The sequence below is a fragment of the Microbacterium sp. LWO12-1.2 genome (assembly GCF_040675875.1).
Classification (GTDB): domain Bacteria; phylum Actinomycetota; class Actinomycetes; order Actinomycetales; family Microbacteriaceae; genus Microbacterium.
In genome coordinates this window covers 943,951-969,309 of record NZ_JBEGII010000001.1, presented here as the reverse complement: position 1 = coordinate 969,309, position 25,359 = coordinate 943,951, and the positions used below count along the sequence as shown (strand labels likewise).

Annotated in this window: 23 protein-coding genes; 8 read left to right on the top strand and 15 right to left on the bottom strand. The window is 67.6% G+C overall.

What is annotated here, in order from left to right; all coding sequences use genetic code 11:
• Positions 1–73 precede the first annotated feature (73 nt).
• Together MRBLWO12_RS04515 and MRBLWO12_RS04510 are read left to right on the top strand one after the other, a co-directional pair.
• Complete coding sequence (locus MRBLWO12_RS04515; protein ID WP_363553118.1) at positions 74–1,207, top strand: acyltransferase family protein; 1,134 nt, start codon at positions 74–76, stop codon at positions 1,205–1,207.
• A gap of 39 nt (positions 1,208–1,246) precedes the next feature.
• A complete protein-coding gene (locus tag MRBLWO12_RS04510) occupies positions 1,247–2,110 on the top strand; it encodes a serine hydrolase domain-containing protein (protein WP_363553116.1) in 864 nt (287 codons plus the stop codon).
• Between the two features lie 14 nt (positions 2,111–2,124).
• Here MRBLWO12_RS04510 and efeB read toward each other — a convergent pair whose 3' ends face one another.
• The 3 genes from efeB to efeU are packed head-to-tail and all read right to left on the bottom strand — an operon-like array spanning position 2,125 to position 5,641.
• Positions 2,125–3,438 carry an iron uptake transporter deferrochelatase/peroxidase subunit gene (gene efeB, locus MRBLWO12_RS04505; RefSeq protein ID WP_363553114.1) on the bottom strand — a complete coding sequence of 438 codons (1,314 nt, stop codon included), beginning with the start codon at positions 3,436–3,438 and terminating at the stop codon, positions 2,125–2,127.
• Positions 3,439–3,464: 26 nt separating this feature from the next.
• Entirely contained in the window at positions 3,465–4,697 is a 1,233-nt protein-coding gene (efeO, locus tag MRBLWO12_RS04500; RefSeq protein ID WP_363553112.1) for an iron uptake system protein EfeO, read from the bottom strand.
• A complete protein-coding gene (gene efeU, locus MRBLWO12_RS04495; protein WP_363553110.1) occupies positions 4,694–5,641 on the bottom strand; it encodes an iron uptake transporter permease EfeU in 948 nt (315 codons plus the stop codon). Before efeU ends, efeO begins: the two co-directional genes overlap by 4 nt.
• Before the next feature lie 172 nt (positions 5,642–5,813).
• On the opposite strand from efeU, the gene MRBLWO12_RS04490 reads away from it, so the two are divergent.
• A complete protein-coding gene (locus MRBLWO12_RS04490; protein WP_363553108.1) occupies positions 5,814–6,818 on the top strand; it encodes an isopenicillin N synthase family dioxygenase in 1,005 nt (334 codons plus the stop codon).
• Positions 6,819–6,888: 70 nt separating this feature from the next.
• Here MRBLWO12_RS04490 and MRBLWO12_RS04485 read toward each other — a convergent pair whose 3' ends face one another.
• The 3 genes from MRBLWO12_RS04485 to rpsO all read right to left on the bottom strand — a co-directional run bounded on the left by MRBLWO12_RS04485 (position 6,889) and on the right by rpsO (position 8,541).
• Positions 6,889–7,248: a transcriptional regulator gene (locus MRBLWO12_RS04485; RefSeq protein ID WP_363553106.1), complete on the bottom strand. Its 360-nt coding sequence runs from the start codon at positions 7,246–7,248 to the stop codon at positions 6,889–6,891.
• Positions 7,241–8,122, bottom strand: coding sequence for a hypothetical protein (locus tag MRBLWO12_RS04480; protein ID WP_363553104.1), 882 nt, complete (start codon positions 8,120–8,122; stop codon positions 7,241–7,243). Before MRBLWO12_RS04480 ends, MRBLWO12_RS04485 begins: the two co-directional genes overlap by 8 nt.
• A gap of 149 nt (positions 8,123–8,271) precedes the next feature.
• Positions 8,272–8,541: a 30S ribosomal protein S15 gene (rpsO, locus tag MRBLWO12_RS04475; protein WP_045280509.1), complete on the bottom strand. Its 270-nt coding sequence runs from the start codon at positions 8,539–8,541 to the stop codon at positions 8,272–8,274.
• 192 nt (positions 8,542–8,733) lie between these two features.
• On the opposite strand from rpsO, the gene MRBLWO12_RS04470 reads away from it, so the two are divergent.
• The gene (locus MRBLWO12_RS04470) at positions 8,734–10,026 is read left to right on the top strand and encodes an MFS transporter (protein WP_363553102.1); all 1,293 of its coding nucleotides are present in this window, start codon (positions 8,734–8,736) and stop codon (positions 10,024–10,026) included.
• 28 nt (positions 10,027–10,054) lie between these two features.
• On the opposite strand, the gene MRBLWO12_RS04465 is transcribed toward MRBLWO12_RS04470, so the two are convergent.
• From MRBLWO12_RS04465 to MRBLWO12_RS04455, 3 genes are all read right to left on the bottom strand, one after another.
• On the bottom strand, positions 10,055–10,609 hold the full coding sequence (locus MRBLWO12_RS04465; protein ID WP_363553100.1) for a YceI family protein: 555 nt from the start codon (positions 10,607–10,609) through the stop codon (positions 10,055–10,057).
• A gap of 161 nt (positions 10,610–10,770) precedes the next feature.
• Positions 10,771–11,139 (bottom strand): FKBP-type peptidyl-prolyl cis-trans isomerase, encoded by a 369-nt coding sequence (locus MRBLWO12_RS04460; protein WP_141872315.1) that lies wholly within the window; start codon positions 11,137–11,139, stop codon positions 10,771–10,773.
• Positions 11,140–11,400: 261 nt separating this feature from the next.
• Positions 11,401–12,693: a PrsW family glutamic-type intramembrane protease gene (locus MRBLWO12_RS04455; protein WP_363553098.1), complete on the bottom strand. Its 1,293-nt coding sequence runs from the start codon at positions 12,691–12,693 to the stop codon at positions 11,401–11,403.
• 89 nt (positions 12,694–12,782) lie between these two features.
• Between MRBLWO12_RS04455 and MRBLWO12_RS04450 the strand changes: the two genes are divergently transcribed.
• Positions 12,783–13,652, top strand: coding sequence for a fumarylacetoacetate hydrolase family protein (locus MRBLWO12_RS04450; RefSeq protein ID WP_363553096.1), 870 nt, complete (start codon positions 12,783–12,785; stop codon positions 13,650–13,652).
• Between the two features lie 62 nt (positions 13,653–13,714).
• Here the strand turns inward: MRBLWO12_RS04450 and MRBLWO12_RS04445 are convergent, their stop codons facing one another.
• A complete protein-coding gene (locus tag MRBLWO12_RS04445; protein WP_363553094.1) occupies positions 13,715–15,175 on the bottom strand; it encodes an aspartate ammonia-lyase in 1,461 nt (486 codons plus the stop codon).
• An 88-nt stretch (positions 15,176–15,263) separates the two neighbouring features.
• Positions 15,264–16,184 carry a metallophosphoesterase gene (locus MRBLWO12_RS04440; RefSeq protein WP_363553092.1) on the bottom strand — a complete coding sequence of 307 codons (921 nt, stop codon included), beginning with the start codon at positions 16,182–16,184 and terminating at the stop codon, positions 15,264–15,266.
• Between the two features lie 108 nt (positions 16,185–16,292).
• Between MRBLWO12_RS04440 and MRBLWO12_RS04435 the strand changes: the two genes are divergently transcribed.
• Complete coding sequence (locus MRBLWO12_RS04435; protein WP_363553090.1) at positions 16,293–16,859, top strand: TetR/AcrR family transcriptional regulator; 567 nt, start codon at positions 16,293–16,295, stop codon at positions 16,857–16,859.
• Positions 16,860–16,880: 21 nt separating this feature from the next.
• Here the strand turns inward: MRBLWO12_RS04435 and MRBLWO12_RS04430 are convergent, their stop codons facing one another.
• Both MRBLWO12_RS04430 and MRBLWO12_RS04425 read right to left on the bottom strand, forming a co-directional pair.
• Complete coding sequence (locus MRBLWO12_RS04430) at positions 16,881–17,216, bottom strand: peptidase (protein ID WP_363553088.1); 336 nt, start codon at positions 17,214–17,216, stop codon at positions 16,881–16,883.
• Complete coding sequence (locus MRBLWO12_RS04425) at positions 17,213–18,577, bottom strand: inorganic phosphate transporter (RefSeq protein ID WP_363553086.1); 1,365 nt, start codon at positions 18,575–18,577, stop codon at positions 17,213–17,215. The genes MRBLWO12_RS04430 and MRBLWO12_RS04425 overlap by 4 nt, the downstream gene beginning before the upstream one ends.
• 156 nt (positions 18,578–18,733) lie before the next feature.
• On the opposite strand from MRBLWO12_RS04425, the gene MRBLWO12_RS04420 reads away from it, so the two are divergent.
• A complete protein-coding gene (locus MRBLWO12_RS04420) occupies positions 18,734–20,830 on the top strand; it encodes a S9 family peptidase (protein ID WP_363553084.1) in 2,097 nt (698 codons plus the stop codon).
• Positions 20,831–21,019: 189 nt separating this feature from the next.
• Entirely contained in the window at positions 21,020–21,877 is an 858-nt protein-coding gene (locus MRBLWO12_RS04415; protein ID WP_363553082.1) for an endonuclease domain-containing protein, read from the top strand.
• A 78-nt stretch (positions 21,878–21,955) separates the two neighbouring features.
• Here MRBLWO12_RS04415 and MRBLWO12_RS04410 read toward each other — a convergent pair whose 3' ends face one another.
• Complete coding sequence (locus MRBLWO12_RS04410; protein WP_363553080.1) at positions 21,956–22,984, bottom strand: 6-phosphofructokinase; 1,029 nt, start codon at positions 22,982–22,984, stop codon at positions 21,956–21,958.
• A 207-nt stretch (positions 22,985–23,191) separates the two neighbouring features.
• Entirely contained in the window at positions 23,192–25,336 is a 2,145-nt protein-coding gene (locus MRBLWO12_RS04405; protein ID WP_363553078.1) for a DEAD/DEAH box helicase, read from the bottom strand.
• Between the last annotated feature and the right edge of the window lie 23 nt (positions 25,337–25,359).

The following is a 25,359-nucleotide window of genomic DNA, read 5'->3' as shown; positions in this document are numbered from 1 at the left end:
CCGCTTCTATTCATTTGAATGTATCTGAGTCAACGTGACACGAGCAACTTTATTCCCCGAGTAGCCTCGGAGGATGAACAGCGCCGGTGCGGACATCGCAGGACCCCCGACGGGCGCGGTCGCCAAGCCTCGGCGCCGCGTGCCCTTCTGGGACAACGCGCGCTACATGTGCATCGTGCTCGTGGTGCTCGGCCACGCGATCCAGCGCCTCATCTACGACTCCGACATCGCATTCGCGTTCTACCTCACGCTGTACGCCTTCCACATGCCGGCGTTCGCGATCATCTCCGGCTACTTCTCCAAGTCCGGCTCCCCCACCAAGACGCAGATGGCCAGGGTGATCACCGACATCCTCGTCCCCTACGTGATCTTCGAACTGCTCTGGACCCTGACGAAATGGCTGGTCGAGGGCCAGGCGAACCCGAACATCACCCAGCCATCGTGGACGCTGTGGTTCCTGCTCGCGCTCGGGATCTTCCGCCTGGTGCTCCCGTACCTGGCGCTGCTGCGCTGGCCACTGGCCTGGACCGTGCTGATCTCTCTGGGTGTCGGCTATCTGCCCAACGTCGACAGCACGTTCTCGTTGTCGCGCACGCTCGGACTCCTGCCCTTCTTCGCTCTCGGGTGGTGGCTGCGCGAGCACGACATCGTCAGCCGCTTCCGACTTCTCGACTTCCGTCCGTGGTGGGTGCGCGCGATCGCCGTCCTGGTGCTTGCGGCCACCGGCTGGGCCGCGTGGAACTGGCTGCCCGTCTGGCAGGCCGCCGATCTGCGGCACTGGCTCTTCTACGAGGACTCCTACGCCGATCTGGGCGGTGAGCAGTGGTGGGCCGGTGGTGTCCGACTCGCGCTGATGGTGCTGGCGGTCGTGCTCAGCGCGGCCTTCTTCGCGCTGATCCCGCGCGGGACGCACTGGTGGACGAAGTTCGGCCAGTACACGATGTACGTGTTCCTGCTGCACTCCTTCGTGCTCTACCCCTTCCGCGAGACCGGGGTCCTGCGCGACCTGGAGCCGACCTGGCTCTGGCTCCCCCTCGTCACCGTCCTGTCGGTGCTCGTCGCGCTGGCCCTGGCGACGAAACCGGTCCGACGCGTGTTCCGGCCGCTCGTCGAACCGCGTCCGAAGTGGCTGTTCGCCGACCCTGCCCTCGCCTCGCGGGAGGGCAGCCGCAACGACCCCACCGGAGCACGCCGACCGCGGTCGTGACGGCGCCGCGGGACCAGCGCCTCCGGGTAGCGTGAGAGGGTGACCCGCGCTGAGACGATCCGTAACCGCATCGTGCGAGAGGCGGAGTCCTCCGGCTTCGGTGCGCACGGACTCCACGTGCTGATCGGCGCGGACATCGCAATGCACCGGTGGACACCGGATGTCCGCGAAGACATCCAGTCGGTCGCGAAGGGCATCTGCGTGATGGCCGCCGCGATCGCCGCGGACGACGGACTCATCTCGTTCGATGCGCCGGTCGCGTCGTATCTGGACGGGCTCAGCCTCGGCGCGGGAGTCGAACAGGTCACGCTCCGCCACCTGCTGACGATGACGAGCGGCATCGACCTTCCCTGGTCGGAGACGATGATGACCGACTGGCCGGACCTCGCGACGGAGTTCCTCGGGCGACCGACGCCCGGGCGACGCTTCCAGTACTCGAACGCCAGCACCTACACCGCCATGCGCGTGCTAGAGACGCAGGTCGGCGATGTCGCCGCTTACCTGGAACCTCGACTTTTCGCCCCGCTCGGACTGAACCAGGTCGAGTGGGAGCGGTGCCCGAACGGCCGGATCGTGGCCGGCGGCGGCGTGGCACTGCGGACCGAGGAGATGGCCCGGCTCGGGCGACTGATCCGCGATCGCGGCCTCTGGCAGGGGCGTCAGCTGGTGGCCCCGGAGTGGATCGACGCGATGCACTCCGAGTGGGTGATCGCCGGTGAGAGCCCTGGCTACGACCGCTACGCGCTTGCCGGATGGGGTGGGCCCGGCGACGCCTGGCGGCTCCACGGCGCGTATGGGCAGCTGCTCATCTTCGCGGCAGACGCCGTCGTGACCATCACGGCGGGAGACCACCTCGGCGCCGACGCGATGGCGGCCTTCGTCGTGGAGACGCTGGAGTCCTGAACCCGTCGCGCCGGTTACACGAACAGCTCGGCGCCGACGTACGAACCCGGCTGCGGCCCCCGAGGAACCGCCCAGATCCCGGACCCGACGTGGCGGATGTACTCGTTCAGCAGGTCCGTCGACAGCCGCCGCTGCAGTGTGATGAAGTGCGCGGGGTCCCGCTGGTAGGACAGGAAGAACAGTCCGGCGTCCAGGCGACCGAGGTCGTTGTTGCCGTCGACGTAGTTGTAGCCGCGGCGCAGGATCCGGATGCCGTCGTTCTGCTCCGGATGCGCGAGCCGCACGTGGCTGTTCGCATCGATGGACTTCCCGCTGAAGTTCGGAGCCGTGAACTCGTCGCCGCCGGAGAGCGGAGCGCCCTCACCCTTGTCGCGGCCGATGATGGTGTCTTGTTCGGAGAGACGTACCCGGTCCCACGTCTCTATCAGCATCGCGATCTTGCGCGCGACGAGATACGAGCCGCCGGCGAGCCAGGTCGGCTCATCGTCGTCCGCGACCCACACGTGCGCGTCCAGCGCCTTCTGGTCGTCGGCGAGGATGTTCGCAGTGCCGTCCTTGAATCCGAAGAGATTGCGAGGGGTGGCCGCGGATGCCGTGGTGCGCGAGGTCTTGCCGAAGCCGAGCTGCGACCAGCGCAGTCGCGCACGCCCGAAAGCGATCCGGCTGAGGTTGCGGATCGCGTGCACCGCGACCTGCGGGTCGTCAGCGCAGGCTTGGATGCACAGGTCGCCGTGCGAGCCCTGCGGATCGAGGTCGTCACCGAGGAAAGCGGGAAGGCGCTCGAGCCCCTTCGGGCGCAGCGCCGCGATCCCATACCGGTCGCCGTCTTCGTTCTCGAACAATCCGGGGCCGAAACCGAAGGTGATGGTGAGGCCCGCTGCGGGCAGACCGAGTGCCTCGCCGGTGTCCTCCGGCGGCTGCTCCGCGGGACCTCCGACAGCACCCGTCGCGCTGACCTCGAGTCCCTGCGTCATGCGGGATGCCGCGTACGACCAGTCCTGCAGGAGGGAGATCAGGTCGTCGCGGTCGGTGCGCGGCATCATGTCGAACGACGCGAAATGCAGGTGATCCTGCACCGCGGTCGTGATTCCGGCCTGGTGGTCGCCGAAGAAGGCGTACGGGTTCTGCGCGTCCGCTCCCGCACGCGCCCTCCCGAGCGCCACCCCACCGGCGAGCCCGGCACCCGCTCCGACGGCGAGGCCGGCGACTCCTCCGCCGATCGCCAGCCCGAGGAGACCTCGCCTGCTCAGACCGGCCGGAGCGGACGCCGCAGCCTGCTCCGCGTTCGACGCGTGTTCGGCTGCGGCATCCGCTTCTGGTTCATTCACGAGCGTGATCGTATCCCGTCAGCGGATCAGTCGAGCACCGTGCCGGTGAGCTGCGACAGCGGCTCGGCCAGGGCGTTGATCAGATCGGTGAACTCGCGCTTGTTCTCGTCGGTGAGCTCGGTGTAGCCGACGAAGCCGTCGGCCAGCGATCCGTGCGCGGCGAGCGATGTCTCGAGCGCGGCGTAACCGTCCTCGATCTCGGCGACGAGCGCCTCACCGTCGTCGCCCTGGGCCGCCGCGAAGTCCTGCACGAGCGAGAAGGCCATCTTCGATCCTTCGACGTTCGCCGCGAAGTCGTAGAGGTCGGTTCCGGACCACCAGTCCTCCTCACCGGAGATCTTTCCGGTCGCGACCTCGTCGAGGAGCGCGATCGCGCCGTTCGAAATGCCGCCGATGCCCTGGTCGTCGAGCGCGGTGGTGAAGTCATCGGAGTGCACGTAGTCGTAGAGCTCCTGCACATCGGCGAGGAGCAGGTCGCCGAAGTCGGCGCGCTCCTGCGGCGTCGACGGAGCCCAGTCCTGCCAGGCCGGCGTCTCGCCGTCGGCGTTCAGTGCGTCTTCCGCCGGTACCCACAGGTCCTTCTCGATGCGGTGGAAGCCGGTCCAGTCGAGTCCCTCGGCGACGGCGTCGACCTCGCGGTAGTCGATGCGCGGATCGAGGTCACCGAGCGCCTCGGCGACCGGCTCGATGCGCTCGTAGTAGGCACGGGTCAGCGGGAAGAGTTCCCGGGCGGTCTCGTCGTCGCCCGCCTCGTACGCGGCGACGAAGTCTTCGACGGCGGGGACGAGCTGGCCGACCTGGTCCTTGACGAACGCGGCGTACAGATCGACGGCCTGCTGCTTCTGCTCGGCATCCGGTCCGTCGACGCTCACCCGATCTCCGGTGACCGTGAACGACGCCTTGCCGACACCATCGCCGATCATTCCCGGCTTGCACAGCGTGAAGTACTCACCCGGCTGCGCGACGACCGTGAGGGTGCGCGATGCCGACGGCGCGATGTTCTCGACCTCACCGACGATGCGCAGTCCGTCCTCGGCCAGCAGGTAGAACTCCGAGATCTGGTCGGTGTCGTTGGTGACCGCGAACGTCAGGGTGCCACTGGTGGCCGTCGAGTCCGAGACGACGCAGTCGCCGTCCGTGGAGGAGACATCGAACGCCGCGGAGGCGTCGACGTCGCTCTTGGCGACGCAACCGCTCAGGACGAGCGCCGCGGCTCCGGTCGCGGCAAGTGCGCCGAGGATCCGATGGGAGGTGGTCATGCTGCTCCTTGTTGTGCGAGAGAGGTCGCCGCGCCGGCGTTCGGGTCCGCAGCGGGCTGCGGCTTCGAGGGACGACGAGAACGGAGACCGCGGATGTAGAACGATCCGACGATGGTGACGTACAGGGCCCAGCCGACAACCTGCAGCCAGGTCATGGCGGGCATGAAGCCGACCGTCGCCTGCAGGATCGCCGCGAGCGGTCCCCCCGGGGCGATGGCGGCCGACACGTTGAAAGCCCATCCGAACGGGAAGGCGCCCCACCCGATCGCGACACCGCCGGTGACGGGATCGATCGGAGCGGCGGCCGTGAACGGCCCGGGCAGCACACCGGCCTCCTGCAGGTCCATGAACGCATAGGCGAGCACACCGGCGGCGACGATCACCAGGAAGCCGCCGGTCCAGGCGAAGAAGCGCCGGAGGTCCAGAGTGACAGCGCCCCGTGAGATCAGCCAGCCGATCACGACGGCGGCAGCGAGGCCGAGAAGGGCTCCGAGGATCGCAGTCGGCGCGTCGCCGAACGACTGCACCATCGACCACAGCAACAGGGTGGTCTCGATGCCCTCGCGCGCGACGGACACGAAGCCGATCGCGACGAGCGCCCAGAGGCCTCCGGTGGTGAGGGCCTTGTCCACGCCGCCTTCGAGCGTGGCCTTCATGGTGCGGCCGGCGCGCTGCATCCAGAAGATCATCCAGGTGACCATGCCGACTGCGAGTAGGGACAGCAGACCGCCGATCAGTTCCTGGGCCGTGAACGTCAGCTCGTACGCGCCGAAGGTGAGCACCGCACCGATGCCGAGGGCGAGGACGATTGCGAGCCCCACACCTGCCCACAGCTTCGGAAGCGCATCCTGGCGGCCGAGCCGTCGGAGGTAGGCGACGAGGATGCCGACGACGAGCGCGGCTTCGAGGCCCTCGCGGAGGCCGATCAGGAAAGTGGCGAGCACGGAATGAAACTCTCTGCAGAACGATGAGGTAAGGCATCCCTTACCAACGAGACTTTAGCACCGCGGCTCAGCGCTCCGGTACACCCGGCCGCCGGATCGGGGACGCCCGCACCAGAAGTAATGCGACGCAACACTCGGCCACGCTCCGAGCACGCGGATCTACCCTCGGGTCATGGCTGAACTCTCGCTCCCCATCCTCGACCTCTCCCAGCTCGACAACGGCCCGGAGGCGGCCGCGCGATTCCGCGACGACCTGCGCGCCGCAACGCACGACGTCGGGTTCTTCTATCTGACCGGAACCGGCATCTCCCCCGAGCTCGAAGCGCGCCTGCACCAGGCCGCCCTCGACTTCTTCGCGCTGCCGGAGGCGGAAAAGCTCGCGATCGAGAACATCAACAGCCCGCACTTCCGCGGCTACACCCGCGTCGGCGGTGAGCGCACGCAGGGCAAGGTCGACTGGCGCGAGCAGATCGACATCGGACCCGAGCGCCAGCCGATCGACGGCGGCCCCGCGTTCAACCGCCTGGTGGGCCCGAACCTCTGGCCGGCCGCACAGCCCGAGCTGCAGGACGTGGTCGCCGAGTGGCACGCCACCCTGTCCGACGTCGCCCGCAAGCTCCTGCGCGCCTGGGCGCAGACGCTCGGCGCCGACGAGACGTACTTCGACGAGCACTTCGGCGAGCCCTCCACCCTGATCAAGATCGTCCGCTATCCCGGAACGGATGCCCCCGAGCCGCAGCAGGGCGTAGGCGCGCACAAGGACTCCGGTGTCCTCACCCTGCTCTGGGTGGAGCCGGGCAAGGGCGGACTCCAGGTCGAGCGCGACGGTGCGTGGGTGGATGCACCCCCGGTGCCCGGTGCCTTCGTCGTCAACATCGGCGAGCTCCTCGAGTACGCCACCGGCGGCTACCTCAAGGCGACGAACCACCGCGTCGTGTCGCCGAAGGCGCCGAACGAGCGCATCTCCATCCCGTTCTTCTTCAACCCGGCGCTCGACAAGCGGCTGCCGCTGATCGAACTTCCGGCAGAGCTGGCCGCCGAGGCGAACGGCGTGACCGAGGATCCGAGCAACCCGATCCACGCACTGTACGGCGAGAACGCTTTGAAGTCGCGTCTGCGTGCGCACCCTGACGTCGCGGCGATCCACCACGCAGACCTCGTCAGCGCTTCCGCCTGACGCGCGCAGGGAGGCGCTCGGCTACCGGTCGAGCGCCTCCCTGCGCATCGAGATCGACCTGCGCACGGGCTCAGGTGTGGGCGCCTGGTGCCCAGTTCAGCTGCCCTCCACCGAGTTCGACGATCTCCCGCAGCGCTCCGAGGTGGCCGGTGAACGCCCGCTGGCCGGCATCCGTGGATCGGATCCAGGTGCGCGGTCTGCTGCCGACGTACCCCTTCCGGGTCGACACGTAGCCGGCGTCCTGCAGGTGCGCGATCGCTTTGCTGAGCACCGAATCGTTCGCCTGCAGAACCCCGGCGAGGGTCGCGAAGTCGAGTTCGACACCGTCGCCCAGCGACGCGAGGATCGAGAATCGGATCGGCGTGGAGAAGTTGTCGTCGAGGCGCGTGCGCGGGTGGCTGCCTGCTGCCGCCCCGCCGATGTCAGACACGGGCGTCACCCTTCGCGGACGGGTGCACGAGCGAGACGCACAGCGCGAGGATGACGATGAGAGCTCCGACGAGCACGAACAGGAGAGGGTCCGCGCTCGTGGTCACTGACGCCACGACGCTGGCAGCCAGGGCCACCAGCCCCGCCGCGAGCATCAGGAACTGCGGCCACCGCCAGACCTCGCCCAGGTAGGCCAGTCCCCAGTCCGTTCCACTGCCGACGCTGGCCACCACGAGGGCGATGCCGGCCAGCACGGTGACCAACGATATGGCCAGGACATCTCGGTATGCCGCGGTGACGATCATGATGCTCAACAGGACGCCCAACGCCAGGGTCGTTCCCCGAGCCGGCCAGACGAAGGGCCGGAGCTCGCGACGGGATCCTCTCGGAGCCCCTCGTGACTGCCACAGCTGACAGGCGCCGATGCCGATGAGCACGAGAACTCCGAACGCTGCGGGAGCGAGGATCACACCGAGCGGGAACGTGCCCTCGGACAACAGGCTCATTCCGAACGTGCCGACGATCCCCACACAGGCGAGCACAACCGCTGCGTAGTACAGCCCGCGCCACCGTGTGAATCTGCGCTGGCCGCCGAAGCGCTCGGTCAGTCCTGACAGCACCTGGGTCGACATCGCGAAGCCGAGCAGGAGCAAGATCGTGGCTGTCGTCTCGCCGGCGCGGGAGGTGACGATCGTGCACCCGACGAATCCCGCCATCAGCAGGCCCTGAACGATCGTGACCCAGCCCTGCGCACGAAGGTTCACCCGATCCGCGCGTCGTTCGAGAACGCGATCGACCTCGTCGAGGTAGAGCCGTGCGACCTCCGGCGATGGCGGGTCCAGCGGCGCCGCGCCGCGCATCGGCTTCTGCTCCATGATGACTCCGCATTCTGTTTCCGAGTGGAAAGCTCACTACTTTCCTAATGGAAACTCACGCAGGAATCAACCCCGGCAACGACGAAGGCCGCCCCACACCTGGGACGGCCTTCTCAAGAATGTTCTGCGCGATTGTACGCAGGGTCGCTTTATCGGCGAAGCCCGAGACGTTCGATCAGCGAGCGGTAGCGCGCGATGTCGATGTCCTGGAGGTAGCCGAGCAGACGACGGCGCTGACCCACCATGAGGAACAGGCCACGACGCGAGTGGTGGTCGTGCTTGTGCTCCTTGAGGTGTTCGGTGAGGTCCTTGATGCGCTGCGTCAGCATTGCGACCTGCACCTCGGGGGATCCGGTGTCACCGGGGTGCGTCGCGTACTCTTCCATGATCGCCTTCTTGGCGTCAGACTCGAGTGGCATAGATGGGATCCCCTTTCAGTTCGTTGCGCGGCGCCCGACGCCTGATACGTGGGCTCTCTTTATCCGCGGCCGATCAAACGGCAACCTGAAGAGTCTACCAGCCGAAGGCACCACCCGACGACCGCGTCCCGGCGGCACCGAGAGCACCCTCCTCCGATACGCTCGAGAGGTGCGACACGGCGAGATCACAGGATGAGTGCCCGGCGCGGAGTCCTCATCGATCTGAGCCCCCTGACCGAGAATCCGGCGTTCGCGCGCATGTGGATCGGGTCGACGCTCTCCGGCATCGGCGGACAGCTCACACTCGTCACGGTCATGCTGCACGTGTTCGCTCTCACCGGCAGCACCTTCGCCGTCTCGATGATCGCGGTCGCCGGGCTCGTCCCGATGATCCTCGCCGGACTCTACGGGGGAATGCTCGCCGACGCATTCGACCGTCGCCTGGTGGCGCTCATCGCCGCCACCGTGACCTTCGTGTCGACCGCACTGCTGGCCGCCCTCACCTGGTCGGGCGGCGAGACGATCTGGTGGCTCTACATCCTCAGCATGATCAATTCGGCAGCCAACTCGGTCGGCATGGCCACGCGCACCGCTATCGTCCCTCGCCTGATCCCTCGCGACAAACTCGCTGCGGCATCCGCACTCAACGGTGTCGCTTTCGGGCTCACCGTGATGGCCGGCCCCGCTCTGGCAGGCCTGCTGGTGGCCCTGACCGGCTACGGCTGGACCTACACGATCGACGTCGTGCTCATGCTGTCGATGTTCCTCGGGCTGTGGACGCTGCCGTCGCTGCGCCCGGAGGGAGACGTGGTGCGCCCCGGACTCGCATCGCTGGTCGACGGCTGGCGCTTCCTGCGCCGCGCTGGCAACATCCGGATGCAGTACATCCTCGACATCATCGCGATGACATTCGGGCAGCCGCTGGTGCTCTTCCCCGCGCTCGGTACGGTGCTGCTCGGCGGCGGAGCCCTGACGACGGGGCTCCTGACGGCCGCGGTCGCCGTCGGCACCTTCGCCTCGAGCCTCTTCTCGGGGCGCGTGGTGCAGTACCGCTGGCACGGACGCGGCATCGAGCGCGCCGTCGAGGCCTACGGCGCGGCCATCCTGCTCTTCGGGCTCGTGCTGCTGGTCAGCGCTGGAGCGACTCCCGCGACCGAGACAGCTCCGCACATCGCCCTGATCATCCTCGCCTGTATCGCGCTCGCGTTCTCCGGCGCCGCGGACAACGTCAGCTCGATCTACCGGAACACGATGATGCAGGCCGCCGTCCCGGACGCCATGCGCGGACGACTGCAGGGCGTGTTCATCGTCGTGGTCGCCGGCGGCCCCCGCATCGGCGCGCTGTACGCCGGCACGCTCGCGACGTTCACCGCGCTCTGGTTCCCTCCCCTGCTGGGCGGCTTCCTCGTGATCGCCCTCGTTGCGATCCTCGTTCGACGCAGCCCTCGATTCCGGGGCTACGACGCAGAGAACCCCGAGCCCTGAGAGGCCCGGGGTTCTCGAAGCGCAGTGGTCAGTCCTGCTGCAGAGCGCCCTGCAGGTCGAGGCTGATCGTGACGTCCTTGCCGACGAGCACGCCGCCGGTCTCGAGCGCGGCGTTCCAGGTCAGACCGAAGTCCTCGCGATTGATGACGGTCTTCGCCGAGGCGCCGGCCTTGTAGTTGCCCCACGGGTCGCTGCCGAAGCCACCGAAGTCGAGCTCGAAGCTCACGGGCTTGGTGATGCCGCGGATCGTGAGGTCGCCGTCGACGAACAGGTCGCCATCTTCGACGCGCGCGCCGGTCGAGACGAACTCCATGGTCGGGAAGTTCTCGGTGTCGAAGAAGTCGCCGGAGCGCAGGTGCGTGTCGCGTCCCTCGTCCTTGGTGTCGATCGAGGTCACATCGACGCTCGCCTCGACCTTGGCCTCGAGCGGGTTCTCGGGGGCGATCAGGGTCGCGCTCTTGACGCCGAAGGTGCCGCGCACCTTCGAGATCATCATGTGGCGGACGCTGAACGTGACCTCGCTGTGCGAGGGGTCGAGCACCCAGGTGCCGGGGCGGTAGCCGGGAACGTCGATCGTGGTCATGGGATCTCCTTACGGGACAAGGGCCGCAGCTGCGGCATACGAGTGTCAACTCGCATTCAGGAGAATACATTCCCTCGAATAGGAAACTCCTGGAGAAAGTCTTCGGAAGACGAAGAACGCGCCCTCCCCCGAAGGGAAGAGCGCGTTCCGAGAAGGATCGGTCAGCCGACGGCGACCAGGTCGATGATGAAGATCAGCGACTTACCGGAGAGGAAGTGCCCGCCTCCCGCAGGGCCGTATGCCAGGTGCGGCGGGATCACGAGCTCACGGCGACCGCCGACCTTCATGCCGGGGATACCGTCCTGCCAGCCCTGGATCAGGCCGCGCAGCGGGAACTGGATGGTCTCACCGCGACCCCAGGACGAGTCGAACTCCTCACCGGAATCGAACTCGACACCGGCGTAGTGCACGGTGACGGTGTCGCCGGGCTTGGCCTCGGTGCCATCACCTTCGATGAGGTCGCGGACCACGAGCTCCGAGGGAGCGGGACCGGTGGGGGCGTCGAACTCAGGCTTTGTGCGATCAGTCATGACTCCATCCAACCCGAGCCCCGCCGACCGGTCAACGCGTGCGCACCTGCTCACAGCGAACAGCCCGCACCCCCGCGCGCCTCGATCGGGATCGACGGAGGTGCGTCTCGCCGGAGGCGTCGCCAAGTGACTCTTGACACTCGCGAGGACCGGGTGCACCCTGTTTACAGATCAACTCAGCGCCCGGTAGACATGCAGGCATCGCCGCAGCATCGGGCGCTGAGTCTTGTCCGGGCCGGCTCTTCTCGGCCTGATGAGCAGTCAGTACGCGAGCAGCGCCGCCCTGGTCGCGCGGGTGCGGATCAGCAACGCCCTCTCATCCTCGGCGGCCAGCGGATCGCGGCCCGTGATCGCACGCTGACGCACCGATGCCAGAGCCGTCGCATCCTTGATGAACTCGCGCATGAGCGGACGACGATCTCCGCGCAGCTGCGCGGCCCAGGACAGACCGACCTTTCGCCCGGCCGGAGTCGCGAGCATCGTGACCTCCTCCGGCGTGAACCAGCCGGCGGCGGCGTACTCGCTGAGTCGGGCCCGCGTCAGGCGTGCCTCCTCACGTCGCAGTGCGACGATACCCAGGATGAACCCGACGAAGAGCGGCACCTGCAGGGTGAAGTAGAGCGCGAAGAAGTCGGCGAAGGTCGCGGATCCGTTCCACAGCCCGTGCAGCAGAATCGCTCCCAGCAGCCCCAGCAGACCAGCAGCCAGCGCCGCCCCCGCGGGAGCGTGACGGCGAGCCGCGAGACCGATGGCGAAACCGGTGAGTGCCGTGAACATCGCATGGGCGAACGGCGAGAGCAGGGCGCGCACGACGAAGGTGACGGTCAACTGCTCCCCTCCCCCTTCGATCAGGCTGATGGCGAAGTACTGGATGTTCTCGGTGAACGCGAAACCTGCTCCGACGAGCGCGCCATAGACGACGCCGTCCACCGGCCCGTCGAAAGCCCGACGTGCGACCAGGAAGATGAGGAAGACGCCGAGGCCTTTCCAGAACTCCTCCACGATCGGCGCCTGGAACACGGCGGTGAACGCGTCGTCGCGCGGACCGACCAGCAGAGTGAGACCGACGTCCACCAGCAGGGTGAGCCCGACGGCGGCGATCGCTCCCCACGCGATCGCGAAGAACACCAGCCGCTTCGGCTCAGGATCCCAGCGGTCGATCATCCGCACGCCCAGGAACACGATCGTGAGCGGGATGAGCGCGAGCACCAGCCCGATCACCGAGGCCGCAGGGCCGAGTGCCCATACGAAGTAGCCGATCAGGGCGATCAGCAGGAAGCCGAGCAGGCCGAAGAGCCAGATCGAGACGGTGCGGCCCTTCTTCGTCGGCACCGGCAGCGCGGGGAGCGACTCGGCGGGCGAGGGCGCCACCGGTGCAGGTGGCGAGTAGTTCGTCGGCTGCGCGAGAGCGGACGCGTACGTAGGCTGTTGAGCGAACTGCGGCGGGGTGTACGGCGACTGGGAGTACTGCTGCGGCGTGTACGGCGCCGGTTGCGCGGGCGGCGGCGTGTACGGCGACGGCTGCTGAGGCTGAGACGGTCCTCCGAAAGTCATAGCCAAAGCATATGGGCCACAAGCGATCGTGCCGCGATATGGCGGACACCTCCAGGCTGATCGCGGCGCCCACCCGGTAGCGTAGAGGCATGCGGTTCGCTCATCTGCGCCGTGCCGATTCCCCTCGTGCGATTCTCGCCGTGGTGGAAGACGCCGACGCCATCCTCGTCTCTGATCTCCTGGCCGACGCTCCTGCAACCCTGCAGCAGCTCATCGAAGGAGGAGACGAGATGCTCGTCGCCCTCCGCGCGGCACTCGCGGACGGGTCCGCACCGCGGCACCCGTTGGATGGGTGGACCTTCGACTCCGCCGTCATCGCTCCGCCTGCCGTGCTCGCCGTCGGCCTCAACTACGCCGCGCACTCGAGCGAACTCGGCTTGAAGACCGACACCGCTCCTACCGTGTTCACGCTGTGGCCAAACTCCCTGACCGGCCACGAGCACACCACCTCGTGGCCGCGCACCCTCAGCGAGGCAGTGGACTACGAAGCGGAGCTCGGAGTGCTCATCGGCACCCCCGCCAAGGACGTCACCCACGACGAGGCTCTGTCCCATGTCTGGGGCTACACGGTGGTCAACGACATCACTGCGCGCAACGTCCAGTTCTCCGAAGCCCAGTGGTCGCGGTGCAAGTCGTTCGACGGCTTCACCCCCACCGGTCCGTTCGTCGTCACCGCCGACGAGATCCCCGACCCTCAGGACCTGCACATCTGGACCGTCGTGGACGGCCACACCGTGCAGGATGCCTCGACCGACCAGATGGTCCGCTCGGTCGCCACGCTCATCACGCATCTGTCGCAGTCGTTGACGTTGCTGCCCGGCACGCTCATCTCCACCGGCAGCCCGGGCGGAGCCGGATACTCGCGCGATCCGCAGATCTTCCTCCGCGACCGCTCCACGGTCACCGTCGGCATCGACGGCATCGGCGCGCTCACCACGCACTGCCGCATCCTGGACTGATCGACTCCCTGACATGACGAAGGCCCCGGCGATCTCTCGCCGGGGCCTTCGTCATGAGTGCGTCAGATCTCGATGAGATCCTCCGGCGCGATGATCGGGATCGCCGCGGTGACGGCCTCGAGCCCGGAGAGTCGTGCCGGCGAGAGCTGCTTCATGACCTCGTCGCGGGACATCAGACCGGCCTCGACCACGAGGTCGGCCACATTGCGGTTCGTGAGCAGGGCCGTCTTGGCCAGCGCCGCAGCGGCTGCGTAACCGATGAACGGAGTCAGAGCGGTGATGACACCGACCGAGGCACCGACCATCGCCCCGAGGCGGTCGCGGTTCGCGGTGATGCCGTCGATGCAGTTGACACGCAGCGTCCACATCGCCTGACGCATCCAGGTGATCGACTGGAAGATCGAGTGGGCGATCACGGGCTCGAAGGCGTTGAGCTGCAGCTGGCCGCCCTCCACCGCCATCGTGACGGTCATGTCGGCACCGACCACGGCGAACGCGACCTGGTTGACGACCTCGGGGATCACCGGGTTGACCTTGCCCGGCATGATGCTGGACCCGGCCTGCATGGCGGGAAGGTTGATCTCACCGAGCCCGGCCTGCGGTCCGGACGCGAGCAGGCGCAGGTCGTTGCAGATCTTGGAGAGCTTGATCGCGTTGCGCTTGAGTGTCGAGGAGAACGACATGAAGGACCCCGTGTCGCTCGTCGACTCGACGAGGTCCGTGGCGGTGGACAGATCCAGACCGGTGATCTCGCGCAGGTGGTGCAGCACCGCCGGCGCGTAGTCGGCGTGCGTCGTGATTCCTGTGCCGATCGCGGTCGCACCCATGTTGATCTCGAACATCAGCGACGCGTTCTCGGTCAGACGACTGTGGTCCTCGCCGAGAGTGGTCGCGAATCCGTGGAACTCCTGACCGAGCGTCATCGGCACCGCGTCCTGGAGCTGCGTGCGTCCGACCTTGAGGATGTCGTGGAACTCGCCTGCCTTGCCGAGGAACGACCGACGCAGCAGGTCGAGCTCGTCGAGGAGAGAACGCAGCGTCAGCGAGAGGCCGATCTTCACGGCTGTCGGGTAGACGTCGTTCGTGGACTGGCTGCGGTTGGTGTGATCGATCGGCGACAGGAAGGCGTAGTCGCCCTTCGCCCGCCCCGCCATCTCGAGCGCGATGTTGGTGATGACCTCGTTCGCGTTCATGTTGGTCGAGGTGCCGGCGCCGCCCTGGATGACACCCACGGTGAACTGGTCGTGGAACTCACCATCGATGACACGCTGCGCTGCCCGATCGATCAGGTCAGCGCGCTCCGGGTCGAGCACACCGATCGCGCGGTTCGCCCGCGCGCTCGCCTGCTTGACCATCGCGAGTGCCCTGACGAGATCCGGATACACCGAGATCGGGCGCTTCGTGATCGGGAAGTTCGCATCGGCTCGAGCAGTGTGGATGCCCCAGTACGCGTCGGCGGGGATCTCCATGCTTCCGAGCGAATCGGACTCGGTACGGGTAAGGGGAGGCGCGGCAGAAGCCATGTCACATCCTTGTGGGTCGTGGCGGGTGAGAGAGGTGGGGGATGTCTCCAGTCTACGCCCGCTCGCCGCGTCCCCCCTCGGAGCGGTATCAGCGTGCCGGTTTGCGGGAGAACGCCTCGAGGCGTTCCTGCGGCGTGAGCCGCGCCATCCGCTCCAGCCATTCGGCGGAGAAATAGGCGCCTGTCGGCGCATCGGTGACGGGCACCACGGTATGGGTGATGGTGTCCGGGTGCACATGGACCAGCTGGAACGCCTGGGCCGCGTCCATGCCGTTCACGTCGGGGGCGGGAAGAGCCACGTTCATCGTGTAGCACGTCGCGGACGAGACACTCACGGGAACATCCGCGAACATGCCATGCGCGGAATAGTGGAGGTGTCCGGCCAGGATGCCGCGCACGTCGGTACCCCGGATGACCTCGGCCAGCTCGTCCTGATGCTGCAGCTCGAGGATGTCGAACAGCGCGAGGTGGCTCGGCAGCGGCGGATGATGCATCGCCAGCAGCGTGCCGTGCGGAGCCGGCTCCTCGAGGATTCGTGCGAGCCAATCGAGCTGGCCCCGATCGAGATCGCCGTGATGCCAGCCGGGAACGCTCGTATCGAGAGCGATAAGGCGCAGACCACCGAGATCCCAGACACCGGTCACAGGTTCCTCGGTGGGTGCGAGATCGAGGAGCCCTTCGCGCAGGGCGGGGCGCTCGTCGTGATTGCCGGCGACCCACACCACGACGGTGTCGAGCTCGGCCGCCACCGGCTCGACGGCCGCGCGGAGACGGCGATAGGCATCGGGCTCCCCCAGGTCGGCGAGGTCTCCCGTGATCACGATCGCCGCAGGGTGGGGATGCACTCGTCGGATCGCGTCGAGCGTGCGCGCGAAGTTCTCCTCCACGTCATACCGGCCGCCGAGACGCGCTCCCCCGGCGAGGAAGTGCGGATCGCTGACATGGATGAGCACGTGCGATGCGGGCTGGTGCCGGCCGAACACGTACTCCTCGTCGAGGGGCGCTGACATGGCACCAGCCTAGGCGGGGGTACCCCGCCGCGTCCTGCCGGAGCGCAGAGTATCGCGCGAGAGGCTCCGGACCACGACGGCTGTCGTGCTCCCGCTAGCATGAGGAGCATGGCCAAGAACGAATCGCGACGACGGCTCATCGCGGATGCCGGGCTCACGGTGCTCGCCCGCGAAGGCTCCCGGGGGCTCACGCACCGCGCCGTGGACGAGGTGGCCGGTGTCCCCACCGGCACCACGTCGAACTACTTCCGCAGTCGTGAAGCCCTGGTCACGGGTCTTGTCGACCGCATCGGAGAGCGCCTGGCCCCCTCCGACGAGGACCTTGCGCGACGTGGTTCTGCGGAACCAGGAGTCGCCCTGTTCGCCGACTACCTGCGCGACATCGTCCGTCGTCTCAGCGAGGAGCGCGACGTGACGCTGGCACTGTTCGAGTTGCGGCTGGAGAGCAGCCGTCGCCCCGAGGTCGCCGCTGTCCTCGGGGCGTGGCAGCGGGCCGGCTTCGAAGGCGACATCGCTTTCAACGCCGATGCAGGCCTTCCCGGCGGACGCCAGGAGCTCGCGCTCTTCCACTACGCGATCGACGGCATGCTGCTCGACCGCCTCACGACGCCGCTCGACCCCGAGACGTCGACGGACGAGATCATCGACGCTCTGGTGTCGGGCCTGCTGCGCTGACGAGCGGGCCCGACGCTCGCCTCAGTGCCCGACGACGATGATCAGGATGCCGGCCACGACCGCGACCGCGCAGAGCCCGAAGCACGCGTAGGCGCCGACCAGCGACAGCGTCTTCTCGCCTTCGCTGAGGGGGCTCTTCTTCGCCGCCTTCGCCGCCTGCTTCGCGGCGCGCCGCAGATCCTTGTCGGTGATCACCGTGATCGCATCCGTGAACTCCGCGGGACTGACGACCGGCGACCGGCCGCTGCGGACCAGCAGACGCAGGCCGACGGCGTAGAAAGTGACGATGGATGCCGCTCCGACAAGCGCCGCGACGAACACCAGGAGGAAGGCCGACCAGTCGATCTCGACGTTCATTTCGACTCCTCGCTGCGCGTCGCCTCGGGTTCTTCGACCTTCACGGCCGAGGAGGCGCCCTTCGTGCGCGCCTTCTTCGCGGCCTTCTGCTTGGCCTCGGCTTTCTGCTTGGCCTCGGCCTTCGCCTTCTCCCGCGCCAGCGCACGGGCCTTGGCTTCGGCCTTCGCCCTCTCGATGCGCTGCTGCCGACGCGTCGGCGGCGGTGTGTCAGGGAGCTCGATCGCCAGCCCCGACTCGGCGACATCGCTCATCGCGTTGGCGGAGGTCACGGCGTCACGACGCGAGCGCAGGAACAGGCCGATGATCACGGCGAGAGCGAGTACCGCGTCGATGAAGATGCCCCAGTTGCCCAGCCAGTTGATGAGCAGCGCGGCCAGCGCACCCACCGCACCCGCGGCGGGAAGAGTGAGGAGCCAGCCGATGGCGATCCGGCCCGCCGTGCTCCATCGCACGCTGGATCCGCGACGTCCGAGCCCGGATCCGATGACGGAACCGGAGGCCACCTGGGTCGTGGACAGGGCGAAACCGAAGGCGCTGGAGGCGAGGATCGTCGCAGCCGTCGAGCTCTCCGCCGAGAAACCCTGCGCGGGCTTCACATCGGTGAGTCCCTTGCCGAGCGTGCGGATGATGCGCCAGCCGCCCAGGTAGGTGCCGAGGGCGATCGTCACGGCGCACGCGACGATGACCCACAGGTACGGGTCGGCCTGCGAAGAGCTCTGCCACCCGACCGTGATCAGGGCCAGGGTGATGACGCCCATCGTCTTCTGCGCGTCGTTGGTGCCATGAGCGAGTGCCACGAGCGAGGAAGTGAAGATCTGCCCCCAGCGGAAGCCGTCACGTCCGTCGGGCTTGTTGTCGTACCGCCGGGTGATCGAATACGCGATCTTCGTCGCGGCGAAGGCGATGATCCCCGCCGTGACCGGAGCGATCAGGGCAGGAAGGATGATCTTCGAGAGCACCATCCCGAAGTCGATGCCGCTCGCGCCGACGCCCACGAGTGTGGCGCCGATGAGTCCGCCGAACAGGGCGTGCGAAGAGCTCGAGGGCAGGCCCAGGAGCCAGGTGAGCATGTTCCAGGTGATCGCCCCGATCAGGCCGGCGAAGATCATCGGCAGGAAGATGTCCGCCTTGATCCCGTCTTCATGGATGATCCCGTGGGACACGGTCTTGGAGACCTCGGTCGACAGGAACGCGCCGACGAGATTGAGGACCGCCGCGAGGAGAACGGCTGTCTTGGGCTTCAGCGCTCCCGTCGCGATCGGCGTGGCCATCGCGTTCGCGGTGTCGTGAAAGCCGTTGGTGAAGTCGAAGAAGAGTGCCAGCAGGATAACCAGCACGACGATGAGGGCTGCGGTTTCCACCGTTCGCTTTCGGTCGTTTGAGGAAGAGGGAGATGTCGACGGGATCGACGTGACGAACGAAGAGTTCACCGTGGGTTTGACTTCCGTTAACCGGCCCCGATGAATCCTCCCACCCTCCCCCGCGCCGGTCAACTTCACCTGGGATAGCGTGGAGCGGTGACTGATGCCCCGATCGCCCCCCGCCGTCCGACCTCGCGCACCCACCACGGGGACACCGTGGACGACCCGTACGAGTGGTTGCGGGAGAAGGACTCCCCCGAGGTCATCGCACACCTGGAGGCGGAGAACGCCCACACGGACGCCGCGACGGCTCATCTCGAGGGCCTGCGCGAGCGCTTGTTCCAGGAGATCAAGGGGCGCGTGCAGGAGACCGACCTCTCCGTGCCCACGCGACGCGGCGACTGGTGGTATTACAGCCGCACCGAGGAGGGAGCGCAGTACGGCATCCACTGCCGGGCCGCGGCCTCGCCCGACGACTGGACTCCCCCGGTGCTCGAACCCGGCGTCGCGGTTCCCGGCGAGGTCGTCCTGCTCGACGGGAATGCCGAGGCGGAGGGACACGAGTTCTTCTCGCTCGGCGCGTTCGACACGACCGACGACTCCTCCCTGCTCCTGTGGTCGACCGACTTCGAGGGCGATGAGGTCTACACCGTCCATGTGCGCGACCTTGCCACCGGCGCAACCCTCGACGACGAGATCCCCGGCACCGCGAGCGCCTTCTTCACGCCCGACGGCACCTCGATCCTGTACACGACGCGCGACGACGCCTGGCGTCCTGACACGCTCTGGTTGCACCGCCTCGGCACCCCCGTCAGCGAAGACGTCGTACTCTTCCACGAAGCCGACGAGAAGTTCTGGCTCGGCGCCGGGATCACCCGCAGCCGCCGCTACCTGGTGATCGGCGTCGGATCCAGCATCACGAGCGAGGAGTACCTGGTCGACCTGACCGGCGACCTCACGGCGGCGCCCCAGCTTGTCTGGGCGCGGGAAGAGGGCGTCGAGTACTCGGTGGATCACGCCGTCGTCGCCGGGGAGGACCGGCTCTTCATCCTGCACAACAGGGATGCCCTGGACTTCGAGCTCGTGTCGGTCGCGGCCGCGGCGCCGACGGGCGATGCCCACGTGGTCGTTCCGCACGTCGCGGGGCGGCGGCTGCTCGGCATGGACGCGTTCCGTGACTTCGCGACCCTCGAGTACCGCAGCGAGGGCCTCGAGCGCATCGGCCTGCTCGACTACGCCTCGGATGCGGTCGACGAGCTCGCATTCGACGAACCCCTCTACTCGGCCGGCGTCAGCGGGAACCCGGAGTGGCACTCCCCCTATCTCCGCATCGGCTACACCTCGTTCGTGACGCCGGGAACGGTCTACGACCTCGACCTCGCCACCCGCGAGCTGCTGCTGCGCAAGCGCGCCACGGTGCTCGGTGGATACGAGCCGTCAGACTACGGGCAGCAGCGCGCGTGGGCCACCGCACCCGACGGCACGAAGGTGCCGATCTCCGTGGTCTGGAAGCGCTCGTTCGGCACTCCGGGTGACGCGGTGCGCCCGGTGCACCTCTACGGGTACGGCTCGTACGAGCACTCGATCGATCCCGGCTTCTCCGTCGCGCGACTCTCCGCCCTCGACCGGGGCGTCATCTTCGCCGTGGCGCACGTGCGCGGCGGCGGCGAGATGGGACGCCAGTGGTACGAGGAGGGCAAGCTCCTCCACAAGAAGAACACCTTCAGCGACTTCGTCGCGTGTGCGCAGCAGCTGATCGACGACGGCGTCACCTCGCCCGATCGCCTGGTCGCCGAAGGTGGAAGCGCCGGAGGACTGCTGATGGGGGCCGTGGCGAACCTCGCCCCCGAGCTGTTCGCCGGCATCCTGGCGGGCGTGCCGTTCGTGGACGCGCTCACCAGCATCCTCGATCCCTCGCTCCCTCTGACGGTCGTCGAATGGGACGAGTGGGGCGACCCCCTGCACGACGCCGACGTATACGCCTACATGAAGTCGTACACCCCGTACGAGAACGTGCGCGACGGTGTGGACTACCCGCGCATCCTCGCGGTGACCTCGTTGAACGACACCCGGGTCCTCTATGTCGAGCCGGCGAAGTGGGTTGCCCGGCTGCGCGAGGCCGGAGCATCCGATGTCCTGCTGAAGTGCGAGATGGTGGCCGGTCACGGCGGCGTCAGCGGTCGCTACAACTCCTGGCGCGAACGGGCGTTCGAGCTCGCGTGGCTCCTCGACACGCTCGGCCTCGCCGACTGAGTCGCACCGCACCGGGGTAGGCGATCTCCCGGGGGTAGGAGACTCCTCAGCGAATGCGCCTCCCCCCGAGCATTCTCCTACGCCGGTGCACCATCACTCCTTCTGCACAGCAGGTGAGGATCGCCTGTCATCCACAGACTCCATACATCCCGTCCGTCATGGAGCCAGCGCCCCGTGCACACTCGTCGGATGATCCCCCTCAGCGAATGGATGCGACAGCACCACGGCGTCGCTCACAGCAGCACCGTGCGCCTCGCCGGCTACGACGTGCACGCGGTCAGGACGGCGATCGCCTCGGGTGCCGTCACGCGCGTGCGGCGATCATGGTTGGTCGGACGTGAGTGTTCGGGCGAACGGCGTCAGGCGGCGCAGGCCGGCGGACGCGTCAGCTGCATCACTGCGGCGCGTGAACTCGGTCTATGGACTCCCGACGCGACGCACACCCACATCGCGGTGCCAGGGACAGCATCCCGCATCCGGAACTCCGGGCTGATCGTGCATTGGGCGCGCGGGCCGATCGCCGTCCCGTCCCGCAGCGCCGAGGAACCATTGCTCAACGTGCTGTTCCACGCGGCACGTTGCCTGGAACCCGAGAGGGCGGTGCTCATCTGGGAGTCGGCGCTGCATGGGGGGCTGGTGTCGGCGGGGCAGCTCCAGCGCGTCGCGTGGCATTCGGGGCGTGCCACCCGGATCGCGGAGGTGGCTTCGTCACTCTCCGACTCCGGTTTGGAGACGCGGTTCCTGTGGATCATGCGCGAGATCGGCGTGGTCGTGCAGCAGCAGATCTGGATCGACGGCCATCCCGTCGACGCCTTGATCGGTGAACGCCTTGTCATCCAGAGCGATGGTTTCGCTCACCATTCTACCGCGAAGGACCGTCGCCGAGACCTCAGCGCAGACGCGCGCCTCACACTGCTCGGATACACGGTGCTGCGGTTCGACTACCACCAGCTGCTCTTCGACCCTGTCGGAGTGCAATCCACTATCCGCATGGCGATGGCACAGGGGCTGCACCTCCAAGAGGCACGGAAACCAAACCGGAGGTAGGCGATTCCACGGGCGTAGGAGAGTTCGCGCGGAATCCGCCTGCGATCGTGGAATCGCCTACCTCCGTGACGCTGAGGCTCAGCCGAAGAGAGCCGCGGCCTCGTCGTAGCGGCTGCGCGGCACGGTGTTCAGCTCGCCGAGCGCCTCGGCGAACGGGACGCGCACGATCTCGGTGCCGCGGAGCGCGACCATCTTGCCCCAGGCCTCTTCGACGAGCGCATCGGCCGCGTGAAGTCCGAGGCGGGTCGCGAGGACGCGGTCGAAGCCGGACGGCGATCCCCCACGCTGGATGTGTCCGAGCACGGTCGACCGCGTCTCGATGCCGGTGATCCGCTCGATCTCCGGGGCGAGCACCTCGCTGATGCCGCCGAGGCGGGGGCGGTTGAACGCGTCGAGGCCCTTGTCACTGAACGCCTCGTCCATCCCCGTGAGCGTGAAGCCTTCGGAGACGACGACGAGCGGGGCACGACCTCGGTCGTGGGCGCTGCTGACGAGCGCGGTGATCTCGTCGATCGACATCGGCACCTCGGGGATGCAGATCACGTGTGCACCGGCCGCCATGCCGGCATGCAGAGCGATCCATCCGACGTGGCGGCCCATGACCTCGGCGACCATGCAGCGCTGGTGCGAGTCGCCCGTGGTGCGCAGGCGGTCCATCGCGTCGGTGGCGATGTTGACCGCGGTATCGAAGCCGAAGGAGTAGTCGGTGGCGTGCAGGTCGTTGTCGATCGTCTTGGGGACGCCGATCACGTTGATGCCGTCCTTCGCGAGACGATCCGCTGCGGCGAGCGTACCCTCACCGCCGATCGCGACAATACCGTCGATGTGGTGCCCGTACAGCGTCTTCGCGATGTTCTCCGCGCCGCCACGCGGCCCCTCGTAGGGGTTCGTGCGGCTGGTGCCGAGGATCGTGCCGCCGACCTTCGACAGGCCCTTCACCTCGTGACGGGTCAGGGGGAAGAAGTCCCCGTCGACGACGCCGCGCCATCCGTCGCGGATGCCGACGAACTCGATGTCGTAGGTCGTGGTGCCCTTCAGGACGATGCCGCGGATCACCGCGTTGAGACCGGGGCAGTCGCCGCCGCTCGTCAGGATGCCGATCTTCATGCTGTTGCCTTCAGACGTTCGGGAGAAAGGGGGAAGAGGCGACGCTGCCTTCGATCGACACTAGTGCCAGCGCGCAGCCGGGCGCCATTCGAGACGCCCGAAAATCCCCGATCTTGACACGACGCTTTCGCCGAATCGCCGATCTTCGCGAGAATCGACCTTCCGGTACCGAAACCGGCGACAAGAAGGTCGATTCTTACGCGTCTCTCAGGCGGACCCGAGCGCCTGTCGGAGCAGGTGCATGAGCGCGGCGAGCTGCACGGGCTCGGCAGCGGCGTCGTCGATGGCCTCACCGTCGAGCGCACGGGCCGCGAGACCCTGCTTCTGGTCGATGAGCTCGGCGATCTTGGTGTCGATCGTGTGCGCGGCGATGATGCGCCACGCGGTCACGGGCTCGTCCTGACCGATGCGGTGCACGCGATCGATCGCCTGCGTCTGCTCGGCAGCGGTCCAGGAGAGCTCCGCGAGCACGACGTTGGATGCCGCCTGCAGGTTGAGTCCGACACCGGCCGCGGTCAGCGAGCACACCGCGATACCCACCTCGGGGTCGCCGTTGAAGTCGTCGATCGCCTGCTGGCGCGCCGTGGTGGTCTGGTCCCCGCGGATCGACACCGAACGGATGCCCACCGAGGCGAAGTGCGCCTCCGCGCGATCCATGACGTCGATGTGTTTCGCGAAGAACACGACCTTGCCCACGGAGCGCTGCAACTGCGCGGCGTAGTCGGCTGCGAGCTGCGCCTTGGCCTGTCCGATGCGACGGACCATCGTGAAGACGTTGTCACCGCCGGTGCCCGACGCCTTCGACTCCTCGAGTTCGTTGTGCGCGACCATTCGGACGATGTCCTCGTCGATCTCGCCGGGGGCGAGACCGCGGTCCCCGCGAGCTTCGATGATGCGGCGGTACTTGGCGGCCAGCCGCTCCCCCAGCTCGCGCTCGGCCTGGCGGATGCTGCGGCCGAACTCGTCGTCCAGCTGCACGGGCAGGTCGGCGACCAGCTTGTCGGGCAGATCGGCCGCGACGTCCTTCTTCTTGCGACGAACGATGCCCATCGAGATCACGGCATCGCGCGCCTCGGGGTAGAAGGCCTTGTCCGCCGGCGTGTAGCCGGTGGCGTCGAGCTTCTCCATGAGTTCGGGGCCCGGCTTCTCGCCGGTCGTCCAGCCGAGGAATCGCCAGATCGCGTCGAAGTCCTCGACGTCGTTGATCAACGGGGTGCCCGTGAGGGCGAGCATGAGCGGGTTGCCGCCGGGAGTGCGCTCGCGCACGCGGGACGCGAGAGAGAGCACGTTCTGCGAACGCTGCGAGGAGAGGTTCTTGATGAAGTGCGCCTCGTCGACGACCATGCCGCGCAGACCGATCGACGACAGCCAGGAGAGGTGACGGTCGAGGATCTCGTAGTTCACGATGAAGATGTCGGCGAAGGCATCGATGTCGTCACCGTCACCCTGGATGACGGTCGCCCGCCGCTGGGGAGTCCACCGCTCGACCTCACGCGCCCAGTTCATCTTCACGACGTTGGGGACGACGACCAGGAGCGGGTAGGCACCGGCGACGGATGCCGCCAGCAGCGACTGCGCGGTCTTGCCGAGTCCCGGCTCGTCGGCGAGCAGGAAGCTGCGGTGGCCCGCACGCACGGACTCGAGGAAGCGCGACTGGTGCACCATCACCTCGAGGCCCTTGGGCGACAGGTGGTCGTACTCGGGTGCGGGCGGCAGCTCCATACTGGCCGCAGAACCGCCGGCACCGGTCTCGAACGCCTTGTAGAGCGGTCCCATCAGTTCCCAGCCGTCGAGTCGACGACGCGGGGTGGTGGTCGCGCGTGGCGTGAGGTCGGGGGCGAGGAAGGGGTTCGACAGCTGGCGGGCCTCGACGGAGGCGGGAGTCACCTGGCGCTCGGCGATGGCGGCCGGGACCACGGGCGCCTGGACCGGCGCGACGTCCGCGATGATGAGCTCTTCCGGCGCGAGTTCCGCACCGGATTCGAGCAGCCAGTCCCGACGCATGCGCTTGGCGACCGGCGATGTGGCCTGGTCGGCCTCGAGCAGCTGGATGAGCGAGGTGTCCCGCGCGGCCGTCTTGGCCAGGATCGTCGCCACGCCGTCGAGGCGCTTGAGCAGCTCGGCGCGCGCCGGGTCGCCGATCTCGGCATCCGACTTCACCCGCGCACGTTCTTCACGCACCAGGAAGGCGATCACCTGGAACTTGACCCTGTTGGTCGGTCCCAGCTTGCCCCGTTGGGACTTCGCCTCGATCTCGCGCACCTTGCGGGCGAGGATCGGGATCAGCGGTGCCTCATCGTCACGACGAGACGTCTTCTTTCGCCGCGTGGCGGCGGTTGCCGTAGTCGGCATGCTCCTCCTGAGCGTGAAGGCCT

Bases quoted from the DNA above. Each gene is read 5' to 3' on its own strand.
- MRBLWO12_RS04470 (WP_363553102.1), top strand. From the start codon at position 8,734: ATGAGTGCCCGGCGCGGAGTCCTCATCGATCTGAGCCCCCTGACCGAG.
- efeO (WP_363553112.1), bottom strand. From the start codon at position 4,697: ATGACCACCTCCCATCGGATCCTCGGCGCACTTGCCGCGACCGGAGCC.
- MRBLWO12_RS04490 (WP_363553108.1), top strand. From the start codon at position 5,814: ATGGCTGAACTCTCGCTCCCCATCCTCGACCTCTCCCAGCTCGACAAC.
- rpsO (WP_045280509.1), bottom strand. From the start codon at position 8,541: ATGCCACTCGAGTCTGACGCCAAGAAGGCGATCATGGAAGAGTACGCG.
- MRBLWO12_RS04455 (WP_363553098.1), bottom strand. From the start codon at position 12,693: ATGACTTTCGGAGGACCGTCTCAGCCTCAGCAGCCGTCGCCGTACACG.
- MRBLWO12_RS04515 (WP_363553118.1), top strand. From the start codon at position 74: ATGAACAGCGCCGGTGCGGACATCGCAGGACCCCCGACGGGCGCGGTC.
- MRBLWO12_RS04465 (WP_363553100.1), bottom strand. From the start codon at position 10,609: ATGACCACGATCGACGTTCCCGGCTACCGCCCCGGCACCTGGGTGCTC.
- MRBLWO12_RS04460 (WP_141872315.1), bottom strand. From the start codon at position 11,139: ATGACTGATCGCACAAAGCCTGAGTTCGACGCCCCCACCGGTCCCGCT.
- MRBLWO12_RS04445 (WP_363553094.1), bottom strand. From the start codon at position 15,175: ATGGCTTCTGCCGCGCCTCCCCTTACCCGTACCGAGTCCGATTCGCTC.
- MRBLWO12_RS04480 (WP_363553104.1), bottom strand. From the start codon at position 8,122: ATGGAGCAGAAGCCGATGCGCGGCGCGGCGCCGCTGGACCCGCCATCG.
- MRBLWO12_RS04410 (WP_363553080.1), bottom strand. From the start codon at position 22,984: ATGAAGATCGGCATCCTGACGAGCGGCGGCGACTGCCCCGGTCTCAAC.
- MRBLWO12_RS04415 (WP_363553082.1), top strand. From the start codon at position 21,020: ATGATCCCCCTCAGCGAATGGATGCGACAGCACCACGGCGTCGCTCAC.
- MRBLWO12_RS04430 (WP_363553088.1), bottom strand. From the start codon at position 17,216: ATGAACGTCGAGATCGACTGGTCGGCCTTCCTCCTGGTGTTCGTCGCG.
- MRBLWO12_RS04435 (WP_363553090.1), top strand. From the start codon at position 16,293: ATGGCCAAGAACGAATCGCGACGACGGCTCATCGCGGATGCCGGGCTC.
- MRBLWO12_RS04450 (WP_363553096.1), top strand. From the start codon at position 12,783: ATGCGGTTCGCTCATCTGCGCCGTGCCGATTCCCCTCGTGCGATTCTC.
- MRBLWO12_RS04440 (WP_363553092.1), bottom strand. From the start codon at position 16,184: ATGTCAGCGCCCCTCGACGAGGAGTACGTGTTCGGCCGGCACCAGCCC.
- MRBLWO12_RS04405 (WP_363553078.1), bottom strand. From the start codon at position 25,336: ATGCCGACTACGGCAACCGCCGCCACGCGGCGAAAGAAGACGTCTCGT.